This window comes from Blautia hansenii DSM 20583 (genome assembly GCF_002222595.2).
Lineage (GTDB): Bacteria > Bacillota > Clostridia > Lachnospirales > Lachnospiraceae > Blautia > Blautia hansenii.
The window spans coordinates 1831322-1848715 of sequence record NZ_CP022413.2 but is presented as its reverse complement, the minus strand read 5'-3'; the positions used below and the strand labels follow the sequence as shown (position 1 = coordinate 1848715).

The following is a 17394-nucleotide window of genomic DNA, read 5'->3' as shown; positions in this document are numbered from 1 at the left end:
GTGAATAATGAAATTAAATAAATATGAAAAGAAGATGTGCTTATTTAAAAGTATGCTTGCCTACGTTATATATGTAGGCATGTATGCTGGAATCGAAATATTAGAAACAGGAATATTTACAGCAGGAATTGCAGATATGTTGACTTCCTTTGTGCTGTTAGGATGTTTTTATTTGATATTTAAGAATGAACAAGAGAAATTTTATTTAAAATAATTAATCAGAAAGGATAAAAGTTAGGGTAGCTACTAAGGACATGTCACCTTTCTGGTGAGGGAAAATTAAAGATATTGAATTATGGCATGGAGATTGTCTTGAGTTAATGAATAATATTTCTGATGAAAGTATTGACATGATTTTGTGTGATTTACCTTATGGGACAACAAAATGTAAATGGGACTCAATAATATCTCTTGAAGAACTATGGAAACAATATTGTCGTATTATTAAGGAAAATGGTGCGATTGTATTATTTGCTCAAACACCGTTTGATAAAGTACTAGGAGCTTCAAATTTAAAAATGCTGAGATACGAATGGATATGGGAAAAAACACAAGCCACTGGACATTTAAATGCTAAAAAGATGCCTATGAAAGCCCATGAGAATTTATTAGTGTTTTATAAAAAATTACCAACATATAATCCTCAAATGACAGAGGGTCATGAGCCAATACATTCATATACAAAATATATAACAACACAAAATAATACAGAAATTTATGGAAAGATGAATAAAGAGATTAGCGGCGGTGGAGAAACCATACGCTATCCTCGAAGTGTATTAACATTTCCTAGCGATAAGCAAACTTGTTATTTACATCCTACACAAAAACCACTAGCATTATGTGAATATATGGTTAAAACGTATACAAATGAGGGTGATTTGGTTTTAGATAATTGTATGGGGTCAGGTACAACAGGTTTATCATGTAAGAATTTAAATAGACGTTTTATTGGAATTGAAAAAGAAGAAAAATATTTTGAAATAGCGAAAGATAGAATAAACAATAATTAATCAGAAAGGACAATAAGTGTAGCTACTGTAAACCATGTGGGCTTTCTGGTAAAAAGATGAAAAAAGATATTGAATTATATCAAGCTGACTGTTTTGATGTCATGAATGACTTAATTAAACAGGATGTAAAAGTAGATGCAATTATCTGTGATCCGCCTTATCTAATAAAACAGGCAGATTGGGATAAAGAATTTAATATGCCATTAGCAATTAACTTATGTTATGACCTACTAAAAGATAATGGTAATTTAATTCTATTTCAAGGATGGTCTAATGTATTGCAAACCAAAGAACTGTTGGATGAAAAATTTGAAATTCAGAACTGGATTGTGTGGGATAGAATTAAGGGACGTGGAGCCAAGAAGAATTTTGTATCTACGAGAGAAGACATCCTTTGGTATTGCAAAGGTGATAAACCTACATTTAATAAAATTTATTCCAATATTCCTAAGAAAACTGGAGGAATGGGAAAGAAAAATGGACAAGAATGCAGAGCATTAACAAATGTCTGGTATGATATTTCTCCAATTGTACCTTGGAGCAAGGAAAGAAATGGACATCCGACCCAAAAGCCATTGCAGCTTATGGAACGCTGCGTAACAATTTGGACAAATGAAGGAGATACTGTTTTAGACTTTACGATGGGGTCAGGAACGACTGGTGAAGCTTGTAAAAATCTCAATCGAAAATTCATCGGAATTGAGAAAGAAGAAGAATATTTTAATATTGCTAAAGACCGATTGAAAGAAGGTGATGTAAATGTCGGACAATAAAACATTAAACGGCAGTAACATCACTGGAAGAAAACGTAATGATGAATTTGATTTTTACGAAACTCCGAAATGGGCTACTGAAAAAGTAATTGAAGCATTGCTCACAGATGGATTGATAAATAAATATGAAGAAATTTATGAACCTTGTGTGGGCGCAGGAGCAATCAGTGATGTACTACAAATATACGGATTTGAAAACCTAAAATGTTCAGATATCCAAACAGAAGAATACATTAAAGGAAATAAAGGTGTAGATGTTTATGACATTGAAGATAATGTTTGTGATGTAGTGTTTACTAATCCTCCATACAACTTAATGACCTTAAAAGAAAATAAAGGTGGAAGTTTGTTAAAGGAATTTTTAAGGATTTCAAGACACAAAGTTATTCTGCTTTTAAATATTTTCTTTTTGTCAAGTAAAGAAAGAAAACAGTTATTAGAAGAAAGTCATTTAAGACATCTGTACATACATTCAGATAGAGTGACAATGTTTCCTTATGGAGAAGAAAAACCAAAAAATGGTGGAACAAAAATGTACGCTTGGTTTGTTTGGGATAAGGATTATGATGGAAAGCCAACACTGAGTTGGATTTAAAGGAAGATATAGGTATGTACAATTTTGAAAGCGAAAAACATTGTCCTAAATGTGGCGGAAAGATGATGGATTTGGTTCTTACATCGTATCCGGGGCAAAGTATAAGTAAGTGTTGGAGCTGTGGATATGAAGAAAATAGGCGACATTATGAAGAAGGCAAATGCAAAGAAATATTTCCTCGCTTGTCTGAGGTACAAGAAGTACAAATTGAATTTACTTAATCACGCCAACCGAGCGAGGAGTAAAGAAAAGATGGAATTACATTGAGTCGTAGTGTGATAAAACAATAAAACTCACGTTTTATAGGAGGTGAATAGAATGTCATGCAAGTTTGAATGTGCAAGATGTATGGATAGGAGATGTTGTTTTGAATGCGATGATAGTAAATCATGTCTGTATAAATGTACGAAAATTTTTTCTGAGATGTTAAATGTAGATAATTACAAAAAATGCAAAGATTATATTAAGAATGAAGAAAATGGTAAGAATTACCCAACAGTTAAAACAGAAACTGTAAAGAAGGATTTCACAGAGACTATCTATTTTGTAAAACTTAAAGAAAAATATGTTCAGGAATTATATAATTATAATACTAAAATAGCAAATGGATTTGCTGGAGTAATAGTAAATCAGACTATGAGTAATATATATTTTGAATTAAAAAATACAAAAGAGTTGGTGATTATACCTTATGAATATGTTTTATGGTTAGCACCTGTAAAGGAGAAAAATTGAAAGAGAATATTTGTAACAAGGAAATTCATGCTTATCAAAATGAAGATGGTACATATAGAGTTGAAATAAATGAAGGTGATACTTTTGTGTCAATTGAAAAAGTAGATATAAATATAACTGTTTATGCAATAAAAAATGATAAAAACTAATCTCGTTTACTATAAAAAAATAATATAGAAAGGATAGAAATAGTCTCATGAGATAAGGTTGCAACCGCTATAAGGTAAGAGACTTGAGTAGTACAAATAGAAGTAATGCAAGAGACAATCATATTTCAGATTATTATGTAACACCGATTTCTGATGTTGAATTATTTCTTAAAAATTTTAATGAACATGTAAAAATAGAATGGAACGAAATAAACATTCTTGATCCATGTGCAGGAGGAAATAAAGAAGTAAAAGATGAACATGGAATAAAAGAAATATATCATGCAATGAGTTATCCAACAGCCATTAGTAACATATATGGAAAATGTAATATTACAACTATGGATATAAGAGAAGATTCCTTAGCAGAGCACTGTGCAGACTATTTAGAAACAGAGTTAGAAAATAAACCTAATTTAATTATAACAAATCCTCCATTTGCATCTGCGATTAAGATTATTGAAAAAGCATTAAGCGATGTTGAGAATAATGGGTATGTAATTATGCTTCTTAGGTTAAATTTTTTCGGCAGTAAGGATAGAAAGAAATTTTTTGAAAAATATATGCCTGAATGGTGTTTCGTGCATCATGTTAGAATAGGATTTTGTGATAAAAAAGATAAGGATGGATATGTTATGTTTGATAAAAATGGAAATGTTAAACATGGCTCTACAGATTCTATTGAATATGCACATTTTGTTTTTAGAAAAAACTATAACCCTGACTATACTAAATTGGTTTTAATTTAAAGCGTAAGCGATGGGAGGCAATATATTAAATATTGAATAAATGAGCAAGTCTAAGAAAAGAAAAGCTCCTGAAATGCCACATTGGTTCTGGTTGGACAATGATAATTGTTGGAAGTGTAAAAATAGAAATGGATGCAATCATTGTAGATATATTTTGAAAGAGCGTAAAAGATTATTTGGTTATAAGAAAAGGAGAAAATAATATGATTATTACAGGAATGAAACATTTTGAAAGTGTATGTCAGAAGAAATTAGTTGAATGGTATAACAAAAACAGATCGGAAACACCGATTGATTTAGGAGATGTATTTATTGTGTGGAGCTGTAAGACATTGCAAAACTATAAATGTTTGGTATCTACTGCTGTGTCAGGAGATGGTATTTATGCAGAATACACATTTAATGGAGACAAGCAGGAACTCTATGAGGATGTTTATAAAAAACTCACTAACACATGCCATAAAGACGAGTAAAGTAAGGAAAATTACCATGACAAAACACGATAAGGAAGTATTACAGGAACTATCAAAAGAGCAGCTAATCTATTTAATAGAACAGATGAAAAGCAGTTTATGCAAAATTGGAGAAGCTTGTGTTGAAGAGTCAAAGGGGCGTAGACCACCTGAAAAAGCAGTTGAAGATATTAGAGGATATATTTTTAATATGCCAAGTTTAGTAGATGCTGAAAAGACTAAAAGAGCAATTGATTTAATGATGGAAAAGGAGAAATAAATAATGAATAATGCTGAGTATATAGTAAACAGAAGAATAGCAAAATTTGAGAAAGTAACTTATGAACAGTTTTTTAAGGATATGATGGATACGTTTACATTACCAGATAATATTAAAGAGAAATATGTAAAAGACATGTACGATAATATCAAACTTCCTAAGAGAGCAACAGCAGGAAGTGCCGGATACGATTTTTTCAGTCCGGTAGACTTTGTTGGATTAAAACCCGGAGAAACAATCAAAATTCCTACAGGAATTAGATGTGAAATGAATAATGATTGGGTATTGCAGATTTTTCCTAGAAGTGGATTAGGATTTAAGTATCAGGTAAATCTTTGTAATGGAACAGGGATAGTGGACGCAGATTACGCTTACAGTGACAACGAAGGACATATTTTTGTGAAGTTGGTCAATAGAGGTGACAAAACAGTAAAAATCAAACGAGGAGAAGGTTTTGCACAAGGCATTTTCTTGCCTTATGGATTGACAGTTGATGATGATTGTACAGGAGTGCGTAACGGAGGGTTTGGAAGTACCGACAAGAAGGAGTAAGAATGGCTTACATAATTATAATTCCATTAGCTTTATTACTATTGACAAGTTTTTGTAGACTCTCATCACTAACGGGACAAATAAAAAAGCAAGAACGTCAAAAAGACGATTGGCAAATGTTGGCAGAAGACGCAGAACGTGAAGCAGCACGTCTTCGTAGTGGTTACAATTTTTATTATGATAATTATGCTAGGTTGTCAAAACAACTAGAACAATTAAAAGAACAAATGAACAGACAAAACGATACATACAATTCTTGCAATAGTCAGATAAACAATCAAGAAATCATCGAGGCGGTCAAATATGCAATGAAAAAATCACATCCTGATAATGGTGGAAATGCAGAAGATTTTAAAAAATATAGAGAATTATACAATAGGATTAAGTAAAAGGGAGAAAGTGTAATGAATAACATATTTAAAATTAAATTAAATAGCGTAAATAATGCTGCTCTATTCGTTAAAAAATGCGGTGAATTTGAAGAAGATATAGATTACATACATGGAAGATATGTTATTGATGCAAAATCTATCATGGGTATTATGTCTACAGATTTAGGTGAGAGTGCAAAAGTTGAAATACACACAGATAATATAGAAACCATTACTAAGTTCAAAGAAGAAATTTCATTATGGATGGAGGATAAGTAGATGGAAACTAAAATTCAATTAAATTATATTAGTGACATGAATGCTTTTGTTAATGCTTGTTCAACAGTGTTTGAGGAAGAAATTTATGTTAAGCAGGGAAGACAAGTTATCAATGCTAAAAGTCTTTTGGGAATGTACAGCTTAGATTGGTCAAAGCCTGTAACAGTAGAAATTGTAACTGATAATGAAAATGTAAAAGATAACTTTTATAAATATGTAAAAGAGTGGGAGGTTCAAGAAAATGATTAAAATTGAAAATGTTGTATTACCACACGAAAAACAGTGGGAAACTGTTATAAGAGGTATGAGAAATCCCCTAAACAGTTGGGATAAAAGTGATAGTGAGGAATGTAGAAATATATTTTGTGGAGACTGTGATGGAGAATGCTTACCTCATACAAATGGTTTTATTATTGGCTCAAATGATTTAGACCTCATGAAAAGACTTGATAAAGCAGGAACAGAACATCGCAAATTCATGAGGATGATTACAGTATATGTTGATATTACTGCTCCTTTATACTGGTGGAAGGAATTTGATACATATAAAGTTGGCACAGTTGCGAACAGTTGTAGTACAATGCACAAGATTGCGGCGAAAGAATTCACATTAGAAGATTTCAGTTGTGAACATTTGGAAACCATCTCAAGATTAGATGAAGATGGTGAAGAATATAAACCATATATGTTAATGAAAGAAATGATTAAGTGCTTGAATGCTTGTAGAAAAACATTTATGGAAACTAAAAATAAAACCGATTGGTGGCAGTTAATTCAGCTTCTTCCATCATCATACAATCAGAAACGCACGGTCATGCTCAATTATGAAGTTCTGGCAAATATGTATCATCAGAGAAAGAAACATAAGTTAGATGAATGGCGAACATTCTGCGAATGGATTAAAACTCTCCCTTGTTCAGAATTGATTACAGGTGAAGAGAATGAGTAATAATAACATTTCTAATTATTCTTCTTACATTTCTGGAATGAACAAATCTTATTTAGATAAATTATTTTTCCTTGATAAAATTGAAAATGTTGATGCAATCTTAGATTTTGGTTGTGCTCAGGGAGATATGTTGAGACATATTCATGACATATCTCCTGAGATTGACCTATATGGCTACGACAACAGCTCTGAAATGATAGCAAAAGCAAATGATTGTCATTCAGATATTGCCATATTCGATGAAGATTTTAATGTTATATGTAAAAAAATTGATACAGACACAGCGTTACTAAATCTTTCCAGTGTTATCCACGAAGTTTATTCTTATAGCAAACCAAATGAAATAAAAGAATTTTGGAAAAGAGTATTTGATTCTGGATTTCAATACATTTCTATAAGAGATTTATGCTTGAGTAAAACTGCTGATAGAGAAACAGATATGAATGATTATGTGAAAGCAGTTATTAAAAGTACACCTACGGCTTTGAAAGAGTTTGAAAGTATCTGGGGAAAAGTCAGAAACAATAAACAGTTAATTCATTATCTCATGAAATACCGCTACATAGACAATTGGCAGAGAGAAGTGCGAGAAAACTACTTTCCCATAACCACTGAAGAGTTGTTGAGTAAAATTCCTATAGATAAATACGAAATCATCTACTTTGAAGATTATGTGCTGCCTTATACATATCAAAAAGTTAAAGAAGATTTTAATATTGAGATTAAAGATAATACACATGTAAAAATTTTACTAAGAAAGAGGTAAAACTGATTTATGGAGTTCGATGAAGATTTAGAAGATAAATATGATTATTGTTATGAGTGTTCAGGATATGGTGATGATTATTTTATGAATGATGAGGGAGAATATGAGAGTTATTGTCCATATTGTCACAACAATCCCAATCGAGATGACTGGGATGATTAAATAATATAGGTAGGTGATGAAGTGATTAAAATTTCAATTTCAGAAAGTGATAATTTGACCGTAAATTATAATGAAAAGAATAACACATATAATATTGAGATATCCAAAGATGACAATGATTACATTAAAAGAGAAGATATAGTTAATCTCATAGAACACTATCGGAAAGGCTGGCAAAAAATTTTCGCTGAGGAAAATTGTGCTGTCACTAGGGATGGAATGGAACGCTTTTTAAATATTTTTACAAACAAAGTGAACACTATTGGCAGTAAAGAGGAAGTAAAGACATGAAAATATTTCTTTTTTTATTTACATGGATATTGTGTGGCATTCTAAGTTTCAGAATGATAATAAGAAAAGATGCTTTATATGACAATGAGAAAGTGTTTGACGCTTCTGATTTTGACTTCTGTTTTTTATTTTTTACCATAGGAGGCTATATAACATTTACATTGGTTTGTATTCCATGTCTTTTAGCTTTTATTAAGTACAAATTTAATACGCATGGATATCTAAGAGAGGTAAGACAAAAATTTTATAGATTTATATTAGGAAAGGATATAGTTGAATAATGGTTTTTATACTTCATTTATTAACTGGATTTTTAGCATACTTACTGTATATGAAAAAGCAGGTAAGTAGAACTGAAATATCAGTACACACAAATGAGCTTGTGTTTTGTCTTTTAGCAGGCTGGTTTGGATTGGGATATGTATTTGGAAAATATTACAGATAGGGAGAGACGATTATGTATAAAATAGTAGGAATTTACAATAGAGATAAGTTACGTACACCTAGAACTGATGGGAAGTACCCATTAAGAGTTGGAAGATGTGTAAGCGATAAAACTATTCTATTCGCAACAGTAGGTTCACCTTTGGTTTTACAATATGAATTAGATGAATGCGGCAATGATTATCATGGATATTATTTAAGATGTTCAAGATTATATAGAAAAAGTCAAATTGATGCTTTTACTTATGAGCTTGAAACAAAAAATACAATATATGTTTTAAGGAAGGTAGATTGATGAAAAAATTATTTTGTATTATTGGTCGAAGTGCTTCTGGAAAATCATCTTTAACTAAAACAGTTGCTAAAGATTTTGGATTGAAAGTAGTAAAATCATATACTACAAGACCTATGAGAGAAGGAGAAACTGAACAAAATTCAGACCATTATTTCATCTCAGATGACGAAGTTAAGTTTTATAAAAAACAAATGATTGCATATACAGAAATTAATGGTTATAAATATTTTACAACAATTGATGTATTAAAGCAGTCAGATATCTATGTGATTGATCCAGAAGGGTATCAATTCTTATCTAAGAATATTGAAAAATATCATCTCAATATTAAACTTATCCCCATTTATATTAAAGTGTCAAAAGATGAATTATGTGAAAGAGCTAAAAAAAGAGGAGATAATATTCAATCATATTTAAAAAGATACAACAGTGAAAATTTGCAGTTTGAAAACTTTGAAAAATCTTTAAGTCGTTCAGGTGTAGAAGTTATACACAACTTTGATTATGAAAGAAGTATTTATAGATTAAAAAACATTATTTTACATAATTTGCCTATTGTCAGAAAAATAAAATGTAAAATAAATAATTTAAAAAAGAAAGGAAGTAGATGATGTTAAAAAAACTAATGACAACTGGAGCTTTAGTATTATGTTTAATAGCTCCTGTAACAGTAAAAGCAGAAGAATTAAAAGATATGTATGTAACAGCAAACAGTGGATTAAATATTAGAGAGGCAGAAACAACTGAAAGTAATGTTATTAAAGCCTTACCAAAAGGAACAAAAGTAGAAATCACTTCTACTGATAATCCTGAATGGTATGCAATTAAATACGATGATATTGAAGGATATATGTATTCTGAATGGTTAGATGAAGAAAAGCCTGTTGTAGCTACTTCTGCACCAACAAGCAATAATAATGTAACTCAGTCTAAAGGTAGATTATATGGTACATGTTCTATTAGTCATTATTGCAACTGTTCAACATGCAGTGGCTCTTATGGAAATACAACTGCAAGTGGTGTGATACCTTCTGTAAATAGAACAGTAGCAATGGGTAGAAATGTACCATTTGGAACAAAGATTAGAATTGGAAATAACCCAACAGTATATACAGTAGAGGACAGAGGTGGAGCTATTGGAAGAAATAATGTTGATGTATTTGTAGGAAGTCATTCTGAGGCGATGAATAAAGGGAGATATAGTGCTCCTGTTTACATAGTTGAATAGATATAAAGTAAAACAGCATAGAACTGTGGTATTTTTTACTACAGTTCTTTTTGAAGGAGAAATTATTATAGAACAAGCAACAAAGAACGAAGTATTGAACTATGCAATCGAACATGGCATAATAGATTTGTCATATATAGAAAATAAAATCGAAATGAATAAAAGAGAGGAGTTACTAAAAAAACATCCGTATGAAATATGGATAGGTAAAGATAATAGATACTACACGTATTTTCCAGAAAAAGACAACAAAAGAATGCTGAAAAGTAGGAACACAAGGCAAAAGATAGAAGATTGTATAGTAGACTTTTGGAAACAAGAAATGGAAAATCCGACAATATATGAATTATATATTGAATGGGTCGATGGGAAATTAAAGAGAGAAGAGATTACGATTACGACCAAGAATAGATACGACAGGCAATATAACGAGTCCATGATTGAGTTTGGTAAAAATAGAATTAAAGCAATAGAAGAATATGATATTGAAAAATTTCTATTAGAGGCTATTCATGTTCACAAAATGACCGCAAAAGGTTTCAGTAATCTTAGAACTTTGATATTAGGTATATTTAAATTAGCAAAAAAGAAAAAACTCGTACAATATAGTATAAAAAATGTTATTGATGATATGGACATATCCAGAAAACTATTTAGAAAAGTGAAGCACGAAGATGATGAATTGATTTTCATGGACGAAGAAGTGGAAAAGGTCTTAAATTATTTTAAACAACATAAACTTGATTTAAAAGATTTAGGCATACTACTTTTGTTTTATACAGGAATGCGTCCGGGAGAATTAAGTGCTTTAACGTGGGATGATGTAAATGGTAACATAATAAAAATCCATAGTACAGAGATACGGTACGAAAATGAAAATAAAGAATATATATACGAAGTAAGAGATTTTCCCAAAACAGAAGCAGGAATACGAGATGTTATTGTGCCGCAAAGCCAATTATGGATTTTAAAAGAAATTAAAACTTTAAATCCGAGTGGAAAATATGTATTTGAACAACATGGGCAAAGAATTAGAACATGTCTTTTTGATGATAGAATTAGGAGAATATGTTCAAAGTTAAAAATTAAAGAAAAATCATTAAATAAGATTAGAAAAACGTATGCAACAACATTGATAGATAAAAGAGTGGACGACTCATTGATAATTGCTCAAATGGGACATACAGATATTACGACAACGAAAAATTACTATTATAAAAATCGAAAAAATATGCAACAGAAATCCCTAATAATTGACAAAGCGTTTGATTAGATATAATCAAATCTAATCAACAGAAAAAGCTTAAAACACCGTAAAATGCAAGCAAAATAGGGTATTTATCTGGGGTTCAATTCCCCTCAGGTCCATAGAAAAAGCTCAGTGTTTACTGGGCTTTTTTTACATAGGAAATTATGTCTTGCGAGACAAAAAATTTGACAAATTGTTTTTCTTGACATATAATATACTTAACAAGACAGCCAGTAAGGGAGGTTAAGGCTCCCCGCTTGGCAAATATATTTAGCTAAAATAGCCGCCTATTCTTTTCCAGAGAGCAGGGCGGCTATTTCTTATGTGATGTATATGTAAGGATTGCTACGATAAGTAAAGCTGTGTTTACAATCAAACTCAATTCTTCATACGTACTTATAAGCATCCCCTCCTGTCAAGACTCAGGCGGAGAACCATAGCCGTCCTACTGGCTGCCCGGGTAAGTATATTACATTGTCAAGAAACAATTTATGTAATTAAATTAAGAAAGTGCATTTTGCTGAATTTGTGCAAAGGCTTTTTTTACTGCCGGTATAGAGAGTAAAATAATAGTAATCAAAGCTTCTGCCAACAAAAAGCTGTAGTTATAGATGAAAGGATAAGCTACAGATAATTCTTTTGGGAAATTTTCAGGCATATAATCCATCCAGTATAAATATCCTCCTAAAACGTGAAAAGCACCTCTGGCAATTACAGCAACCAAGTATCCTTTTACCAACCCATTTTTCTGCTTGCGGAAAATTCCAGCCAGCCCAAGAGCAGCAAAGGCAAGGAGATAATCGCAGCATACCTGGAAAAAGGAAAGCACATAAGGCTCCTGTAAAAACTGTAAAATACCAAAAACAAATCCTAAAAGTATGCCTACTTTCGGTCCATACCAATAAGCAATTAATACAATAAAAAGCATACTGAAAGCGGTAACAGAACCGCCAAAAGGAAGTTCAAAAATTTTAATATAAGAGGTAATAAAGCTAAGTGCTAAAGCCATAGAGCAATAAGCCAGCTGTTTGATACTTAATTTTTTTCTTGTGGATTCCTTTCCGGCGAGAATAATGGCTGCAACTGTAAATAAAATTGCTGCCAGGATAGTGACTGCATAACCGGCGGCAGTAAGACCACCTTCTGCATTGATAAAAAATTGAAACATAGAAAAATCCTCCTTCTTTTAGAAGAACAAGAAGGGGCAAAGAAAGCTTGAAAAAAAGATTCCTACGTTGGCATAATCCAAATCAGGTACAAGGGTCGAAGCGGTCCTTCCTCTCAGCCTTTCGGCTCCCCTTCTTATTCTGCTGATATTTATTTCTGTTCCACTATATCACAGTCATAAGAGCAGTGTCAAGAATAGGAAAAATAAGGGAAAATATTGTGAGATAAGAGCGGGTGTGTTAGAATTGGCAGAGAGAAAAGCTTGTTCACATTTTTAACAAATTTATTTGATACAATTTAAAAAAAGGAGGAATTTTCATGGATAAATGTAAGGTACTTGTAGTAGACGATGAAAGCAGAATGAGAAAGCTGGTAAGCGATTTCCTGACAAAACAGGGATATGAAGTATTAGAAGCCGGTGACGGAGAAGCTGCACTGGATATTTTTTATAAAGACAAGGACATCCAACTGATTATTCTGGATGTGATGATGCCGAAGCTGGATGGTTGGGGCGTATGCAGAGAAATCCGAAAGGACTCAAAGATACCTATTATTATGCTGACTGCCAGAGGAGATGAAAGAGATGAGCTTTTGGGCTTTGAGCTGGGTGTTGATGAATATATTTCCAAGCCTTTCAGTCCGAAAATTTTGGTTGCAAGGGTAGAGGCAATTTTAAGAAGAACAAGCGCCATTGGCTCAGATGATATTTTAAGTGCGGGAGGAATTGAAATTAACAAAACTTCTCATACGGCTTCCATTGACGGAAAAACAATGGATTTAAGCTATAAAGAATTTGAGCTTTTGACTTATTTTTTGGAAAATCAGGGAATTGCCTTATCAAGGGAAAAAATCTTAAATTCTGTGTGGAATTATGATTATTTTGGAGATGCTAGAACCATTGATACCCATGTAAAAAAACTGAGAAGCAAAATTGGAGCAAAGGGAGAATACATTAAAACCATTTGGGGTATGGGCTATAAATTCGAGGTGTCATAATGAAAAAATCCATAAAAATACGAGTGGCAGTCAGCTATATCGGGATTATGTGTCTTTCTCTGATTGCCATGCTTTTGGTAAATACACTGTTTCTGGAAAAATTTTATTTATCCAAAAAGACAGACTCTTTAAAAAAAGCTTTTGAGATGGTAAACAGCACGGAGAATTATGCTTATCTGAAATACGACACGGATTTTTTGCAATTTTGTGAGGAAAAAAACCTCTCGATTATTGTAGTAGACCATAAAACCTCCAATCAGATATATGCTTATGCAAGAGATGCGGATAAGCTTTATGCAGAGGCGCAGTTTGGATTTTTGGACAGCTTTTCAAGAGGAAAGCACAGCGTTCTTGAAACAACCGATAATTATGTAGTAGAAAAGAAAACAGATGACAGGGAAACTATGGACTCTGTAAACATGATGGGGAATCTGGATAACGGAAATCCGTTTTTAATCAATACTCCTGCCCAGAGCTTAAAAGACAGTGCGATTATTTCCAACATTTTCTTTTTATATATCGGTGTTCTTACAATTTTGGTAAGCTCTGTGATTATCTGGTTTATGACAAGACATATTACCAGACCGCTTCAGGAGCTCAGTTCTCTTTCTCAGGAAATGGCAAATCTGAATTTCGAAGCAAAATATCACAGTGCAGGACAGGATGAAATCAGCGTATTGGGAAACAATCTGAATAAGATGTCGGAGGCTCTGGAAAATACCATTTCCGAGCTGAAAACAGCCAATAATGAATTGCAGAAGGACATTGAGAAAAAAGAACAGATAGATGAGATGAGAAAAGAGTTTCTTTCCAATGTGTCCCATGAATTGAAAACGCCCATTGCTTTAATACAGGGTTATGCAGAAGGCTTGCAGGAGTGCATCAACGATGATGCGGAGAGCAGAGAATTTTACTGTGATGTTATTATTGATGAAGCAGGAAAAATGAACAATATGGTAAAAAAACTGCTGACATTAAATCAGTTGGAATTTGGAAATGATAAGGTTTCCATGGAGAGATTTGATTTAACAGAAGTTATTCGTGGCGTTGTTCAGTCGGCACAGCTTTTGGCAGGACAAAAAGAAGCAGAGCTGACTTTTTCACAGGATGCCCCTATTTATGTCTGGGGAGATGAATTTAAAGTAGAAGAAGTGGTGACAAATTATGTTTCCAATGCTCTAAACCATGTGGACTATGAGAGAAAAATTGAAGTAAAGGCACAGAAAGAAGGAAATGTAGTCAGGGTATCTGTCTTTAATACCGGAGATATTATTCCAAAAGAGGATTTGGAAAAGGTATGGATTAAATTTTATAAGGTGGATAAAGCCAGAACCAGAGAATACGGAGGAAGCGGCATCGGACTTTCCATTGTAAAGGCAATTATGGACAGTATGCACCAGAAATGCGGTGTGAAAAATTATGAAAACGGTGTGGAATTCTGGTTTGAATTATCCTGTGCAGATGCGGAAGAATAGAAGAAAAAGAGGTTACGTGTTTGCATTTTTTGACATATTCTGCTAAACTAAAAAGATGGATAAAAAGAAGAAGGAGGAATACAGATGCCGCCTTTACAAGGACAATGGCTGGAAGCTTTAAAGCCGGAATTTAAGAAAGAATATTATAAAGAGCTGTTTCAAAAAGTAGGGCAGGAGTATCAGGAAAGAAAGATATTTCCTGCACCGGATGATATTTTTAATGCCTTTCATTTTACACCTCTTGATGAGGTAAAAGTAGTAATTTTAGGACAGGACCCCTATCACAATGACGGACAGGCACATGGGCTTTGCTTTTCTGTAAAGCCGGAGGTGGAAATCCCGCCGTCTCTGGTAAATATTTATCAGGAGCTCCATGATGACTGCGGATGTTATATACCGGATAACGGTTATTTGGAAAAATGGGCAAGACAAGGTGTGCTGATGTTAAATACGGTATTGACGGTACGGGCTCATCAGGCAAATTCTCACAGGGGAATTGGCTGGGAGCAATTTACTGACGCAGCAATTCGTGTATTGAATGAACAGGACAGACCGATTGTATTTTTGCTTTGGGGAAGACCGGCACAGATGAAACACAGTATGCTGAACAATCCGAAGCATTTAATTTTGGAAGCGCCTCATCCGAGCCCCTTATCTGCATACAGAGGATTTTTTGGGTGCAGACATTTCAGCAAAACCAATGAATTTTTGGAGCAAAATGGTCTTGCTCCTATTGACTGGCAGATAGAAAACAGACAGGGGATATAGAAATGGGAAAGAAAAATGATAATACATTAGTGAAAAATGCTTCTTTTCTCATGATTGCTGCGCTGATTTCCAAGATTATCGGGCTGATTTACAAAAGCCCTTTGTCAAGCACAATGGGAAAAGAAAGCTTTGGATGCTTTCAGTTTGCACAGAATGTGTATTTTATTCTTCTGATGATTGCATCCTTTAGTATTCCTCAGGCTGTGTCAAAAATCATGGCAGAAAGACTTGCGTTTAAGAGATATCGAGATGCTCAGAGAATTTTTAAAGGAGCGTTGCTTTATGCGGTAATCGTAGGCGGAGCTGTGGCAGTTATCTGTATTGTAGGCGCTCCGATTTTAGTGCCTGACGGAATGGCAAATGCAAGACTTGCGCTTCAGTTTTTAGCGCCGACCATTTTTGTTTCCGGTATTCTGGGTGTTTTCCGAGGATATTTTCAGGCATATCGAAATATGCTTCCGACATCTATTTCTCAGATTTTGGAGCAGATTGCTGTAGCCGTGGTAGCTCTGGTAATGGCAAATTTTATGGTGCATCATTTTGCAGATGCACAGCCGGACGTGCTGCGAAGCTGGAGTGCGGCAGGGGCTACTCTGGGAACGGGAGCCGGTGTTTTAACGGCGCTTATCTTTATGCTGTTTGTCTATCAGGTAAACAGAAAGACTATTCAAAGAAAGATTGCAAGAGACAAGGTGTCGGTGGATGAAAGCTACAAGGATGTTATGAAAATCATTGTGATGATTGTAGCTCCGATTATTTTAAGCGCCTTTTTGTATAACGTAAACGGTTATATTAACAGTATGATTTATACCTCTGTGTCAGAGCTGAAGGGCTTAAAAGGAAGCATTGTAGAGGGATTTTATGCGGAATGTGGGTTCTTTTTAACCATTATTAACATTCCTCTTACCCTGTCAAGCACAGCGCCTACTTCTATGATGCCGGAGGTTTCCGGGGCGTATGCCAGAGGGGACTTAAAAACAGCGAAGGAAAAGATTGATAAAGCAACATGGCTTAGTATGTTTATTTCTATTCCATGCAGTGTGGGACTTTTTGCACTGGCAGGTCCGATTACTGCACTTTTATTTCCGTCCACAGACGGTACCGCAGGCTTTTTAATGATGCTTGGTGTAATTACAGTTATTATGAACGGAATGTCCAACATTTCCAATGGCGTATTACAGGGAATTGGAAAGGCTAATATCCCTATGATTAACGCAGCCATTGCTTTGGTAGTTGATGTAGTTGTAGTTACGGTATTGATGTTTGTGACAGATTTTGGAATTTACAATGTGGTGCTGGCTATGATTGTTTATGCACTGGTAATGTGTATTTTAAATGATAGAGCATTGAAAAAAGAATTGCATTACAAAAATCCGTGGAAAACTGCTTATTTACCTGCTCTTTTTGCAGCTGTTCCTATGGGAATTGCAGCATTTGTAGTTTATCAGGTTATTTATATGATGACAAAAGCCTTGCCGGGAGGAAATCTTTTGGCGTTGATACCGGCTATTGGTTTAGGTGCATGTATCTATTTTCTTCTGTATTTGTATTTTGCAAAGCCGGGAGAAGAAGAATTGGCAGGGCTTCCGGGAGGAAGAAAACTGATACAGATTACAAGAAAACTTCATATTATGTAAGAAAAAAGAACTGTTACAT

Annotated in this window: 27 protein-coding genes and 1 riboswitch; of the genes, 26 read left to right on the top strand and 1 reads right to left on the bottom strand. The window is 33.5% G+C overall.

Annotation, left to right across the window (positions count from 1 at the left end; translation table 11 throughout):
- The first annotated feature begins 7 nt into the window (after positions 1 to 7).
- The 22 genes from CGC63_RS09230 to CGC63_RS09130 all read left to right on the top strand — a co-directional run bounded on the left by CGC63_RS09230 (position 8) and on the right by CGC63_RS09130 (position 11356).
- Positions 8 to 214, top strand: a complete 207-nt coding sequence (locus CGC63_RS09230; protein ID WP_003020757.1) for a hypothetical protein — start codon at positions 8 to 10, stop codon at positions 212 to 214.
- Positions 215 to 320: 106 nt separating this feature from the next.
- The gene (locus CGC63_RS09225) at positions 321 to 1013 is read left to right on the top strand and encodes a DNA-methyltransferase (protein WP_003020760.1); all 693 of its coding nucleotides are present in this window, start codon (positions 321 to 323) and stop codon (positions 1011 to 1013) included.
- Positions 1014 to 1069: 56 nt separating this feature from the next.
- Positions 1070 to 1786: a DNA-methyltransferase gene (locus CGC63_RS09220; protein WP_003020765.1), complete on the top strand. Its 717-nt coding sequence runs from the start codon at positions 1070 to 1072 to the stop codon at positions 1784 to 1786.
- Positions 1773 to 2381, top strand: coding sequence for a TRM11 family methyltransferase (locus tag CGC63_RS09215; protein WP_003020768.1), 609 nt, complete (start codon positions 1773 to 1775; stop codon positions 2379 to 2381). Before CGC63_RS09220 ends, CGC63_RS09215 begins: the two co-directional genes overlap by 14 nt.
- A gap of 14 nt (positions 2382 to 2395) precedes the next feature.
- On the top strand, positions 2396 to 2602 hold the full coding sequence (locus CGC63_RS09210; protein ID WP_040351123.1) for a hypothetical protein: 207 nt from the start codon (positions 2396 to 2398) through the stop codon (positions 2600 to 2602).
- A gap of 97 nt (positions 2603 to 2699) precedes the next feature.
- On the top strand, positions 2700 to 3116 hold the full coding sequence (locus CGC63_RS09205) for a hypothetical protein (protein ID WP_040351124.1): 417 nt from the start codon (positions 2700 to 2702) through the stop codon (positions 3114 to 3116).
- Positions 3113 to 3265 (top strand): hypothetical protein, encoded by a 153-nt coding sequence (locus CGC63_RS15280; protein ID WP_003020777.1) that lies wholly within the window; start codon positions 3113 to 3115, stop codon positions 3263 to 3265. Before CGC63_RS09205 ends, CGC63_RS15280 begins: the two co-directional genes overlap by 4 nt.
- 83 nt (positions 3266 to 3348) lie before the next feature.
- A complete protein-coding gene (locus CGC63_RS09200; RefSeq protein WP_003020778.1) occupies positions 3349 to 4014 on the top strand; it encodes a hypothetical protein in 666 nt (221 codons plus the stop codon).
- Positions 4015 to 4217: 203 nt separating this feature from the next.
- A complete protein-coding gene (locus tag CGC63_RS09195) occupies positions 4218 to 4487 on the top strand; it encodes a DUF6275 family protein (RefSeq protein WP_003020785.1) in 270 nt (89 codons plus the stop codon).
- Between the two features lie 16 nt (positions 4488 to 4503).
- A complete protein-coding gene (locus tag CGC63_RS09190; protein ID WP_003020787.1) occupies positions 4504 to 4746 on the top strand; it encodes a hypothetical protein in 243 nt (80 codons plus the stop codon).
- Between the two features lie 3 nt (positions 4747 to 4749).
- Positions 4750 to 5298 carry a dUTP diphosphatase gene (locus CGC63_RS09185; protein ID WP_003020791.1) on the top strand — a complete coding sequence of 183 codons (549 nt, stop codon included), beginning with the start codon at positions 4750 to 4752 and terminating at the stop codon, positions 5296 to 5298.
- 2 nt (positions 5299 to 5300) lie between these two features.
- A complete protein-coding gene (locus CGC63_RS09180; protein WP_003020793.1) occupies positions 5301 to 5687 on the top strand; it encodes a hypothetical protein in 387 nt (128 codons plus the stop codon).
- A gap of 15 nt (positions 5688 to 5702) precedes the next feature.
- A complete protein-coding gene (locus tag CGC63_RS09175; RefSeq protein ID WP_003020796.1) occupies positions 5703 to 5948 on the top strand; it encodes an HPr family phosphocarrier protein in 246 nt (81 codons plus the stop codon).
- Complete coding sequence (locus CGC63_RS09170; RefSeq protein WP_003020800.1) at positions 5949 to 6197, top strand: HPr family phosphocarrier protein; 249 nt, start codon at positions 5949 to 5951, stop codon at positions 6195 to 6197.
- Positions 6190 to 6897, top strand: coding sequence for a hypothetical protein (locus tag CGC63_RS09165; RefSeq protein WP_003020801.1), 708 nt, complete (start codon positions 6190 to 6192; stop codon positions 6895 to 6897). The genes CGC63_RS09170 and CGC63_RS09165 overlap by 8 nt, the downstream gene beginning before the upstream one ends.
- Positions 6890 to 7663 carry a class I SAM-dependent methyltransferase gene (locus CGC63_RS09160; protein WP_003020804.1) on the top strand — a complete coding sequence of 258 codons (774 nt, stop codon included), beginning with the start codon at positions 6890 to 6892 and terminating at the stop codon, positions 7661 to 7663. Before CGC63_RS09165 ends, CGC63_RS09160 begins: the two co-directional genes overlap by 8 nt.
- A gap of 9 nt (positions 7664 to 7672) precedes the next feature.
- A complete protein-coding gene (locus CGC63_RS15275; RefSeq protein WP_003020807.1) occupies positions 7673 to 7825 on the top strand; it encodes a hypothetical protein in 153 nt (50 codons plus the stop codon).
- 21 nt (positions 7826 to 7846) lie between these two features.
- A complete protein-coding gene (locus tag CGC63_RS09155) occupies positions 7847 to 8116 on the top strand; it encodes a hypothetical protein (protein ID WP_003020809.1) in 270 nt (89 codons plus the stop codon).
- Positions 8117 to 8573: 457 nt separating this feature from the next.
- Positions 8574 to 8855 carry a hypothetical protein gene (locus CGC63_RS09145; RefSeq protein ID WP_003020816.1) on the top strand — a complete coding sequence of 94 codons (282 nt, stop codon included), beginning with the start codon at positions 8574 to 8576 and terminating at the stop codon, positions 8853 to 8855.
- Complete coding sequence (locus CGC63_RS09140; RefSeq protein ID WP_003020817.1) at positions 8855 to 9466, top strand: hypothetical protein; 612 nt, start codon at positions 8855 to 8857, stop codon at positions 9464 to 9466. The genes CGC63_RS09145 and CGC63_RS09140 overlap by 1 nt, the downstream gene beginning before the upstream one ends.
- On the top strand, positions 9463 to 10083 hold the full coding sequence (locus CGC63_RS09135) for an SH3 domain-containing protein (protein WP_003020820.1): 621 nt from the start codon (positions 9463 to 9465) through the stop codon (positions 10081 to 10083). Before CGC63_RS09140 ends, CGC63_RS09135 begins: the two co-directional genes overlap by 4 nt.
- On the top strand, positions 10076 to 11356 hold the full coding sequence (locus CGC63_RS09130; RefSeq protein ID WP_003020823.1) for a site-specific integrase: 1281 nt from the start codon (positions 10076 to 10078) through the stop codon (positions 11354 to 11356). The genes CGC63_RS09135 and CGC63_RS09130 overlap by 8 nt, the downstream gene beginning before the upstream one ends.
- A gap of 478 nt (positions 11357 to 11834) precedes the next feature.
- Here the strand turns inward: CGC63_RS09130 and CGC63_RS09125 are convergent, their stop codons facing one another.
- A complete protein-coding gene (locus tag CGC63_RS09125; protein ID WP_003020827.1) occupies positions 11835 to 12500 on the bottom strand; it encodes an energy-coupled thiamine transporter ThiT in 666 nt (221 codons plus the stop codon).
- Between the two features lie 42 nt (positions 12501 to 12542).
- A riboswitch (TPP riboswitch) is annotated at positions 12543 to 12642 on the bottom strand.
- A 175-nt stretch (positions 12643 to 12817) separates the two neighbouring features.
- On the opposite strand from CGC63_RS09125, the gene CGC63_RS09120 reads away from it, so the two are divergent.
- From CGC63_RS09120 to CGC63_RS09105, 4 genes are all read left to right on the top strand, one after another.
- The gene (locus CGC63_RS09120) at positions 12818 to 13495 is read left to right on the top strand and encodes a response regulator transcription factor (RefSeq protein WP_003020829.1); all 678 of its coding nucleotides are present in this window, start codon (positions 12818 to 12820) and stop codon (positions 13493 to 13495) included.
- Complete coding sequence (locus CGC63_RS09115) at positions 13495 to 14970, top strand: sensor histidine kinase (protein ID WP_003020831.1); 1476 nt, start codon at positions 13495 to 13497, stop codon at positions 14968 to 14970. Before CGC63_RS09120 ends, CGC63_RS09115 begins: the two co-directional genes overlap by 1 nt.
- Positions 14971 to 15054: 84 nt before the next feature.
- Positions 15055 to 15738 carry a uracil-DNA glycosylase gene (ung, locus tag CGC63_RS09110; RefSeq protein ID WP_003020834.1) on the top strand — a complete coding sequence of 228 codons (684 nt, stop codon included), beginning with the start codon at positions 15055 to 15057 and terminating at the stop codon, positions 15736 to 15738.
- 2 nt (positions 15739 to 15740) lie between these two features.
- Positions 15741 to 17375 (top strand): putative polysaccharide biosynthesis protein, encoded by a 1635-nt coding sequence (locus CGC63_RS09105; RefSeq protein ID WP_022239932.1) that lies wholly within the window; start codon positions 15741 to 15743, stop codon positions 17373 to 17375.
- The last annotated feature ends 19 nt before the right edge of the window (positions 17376 to 17394 follow it).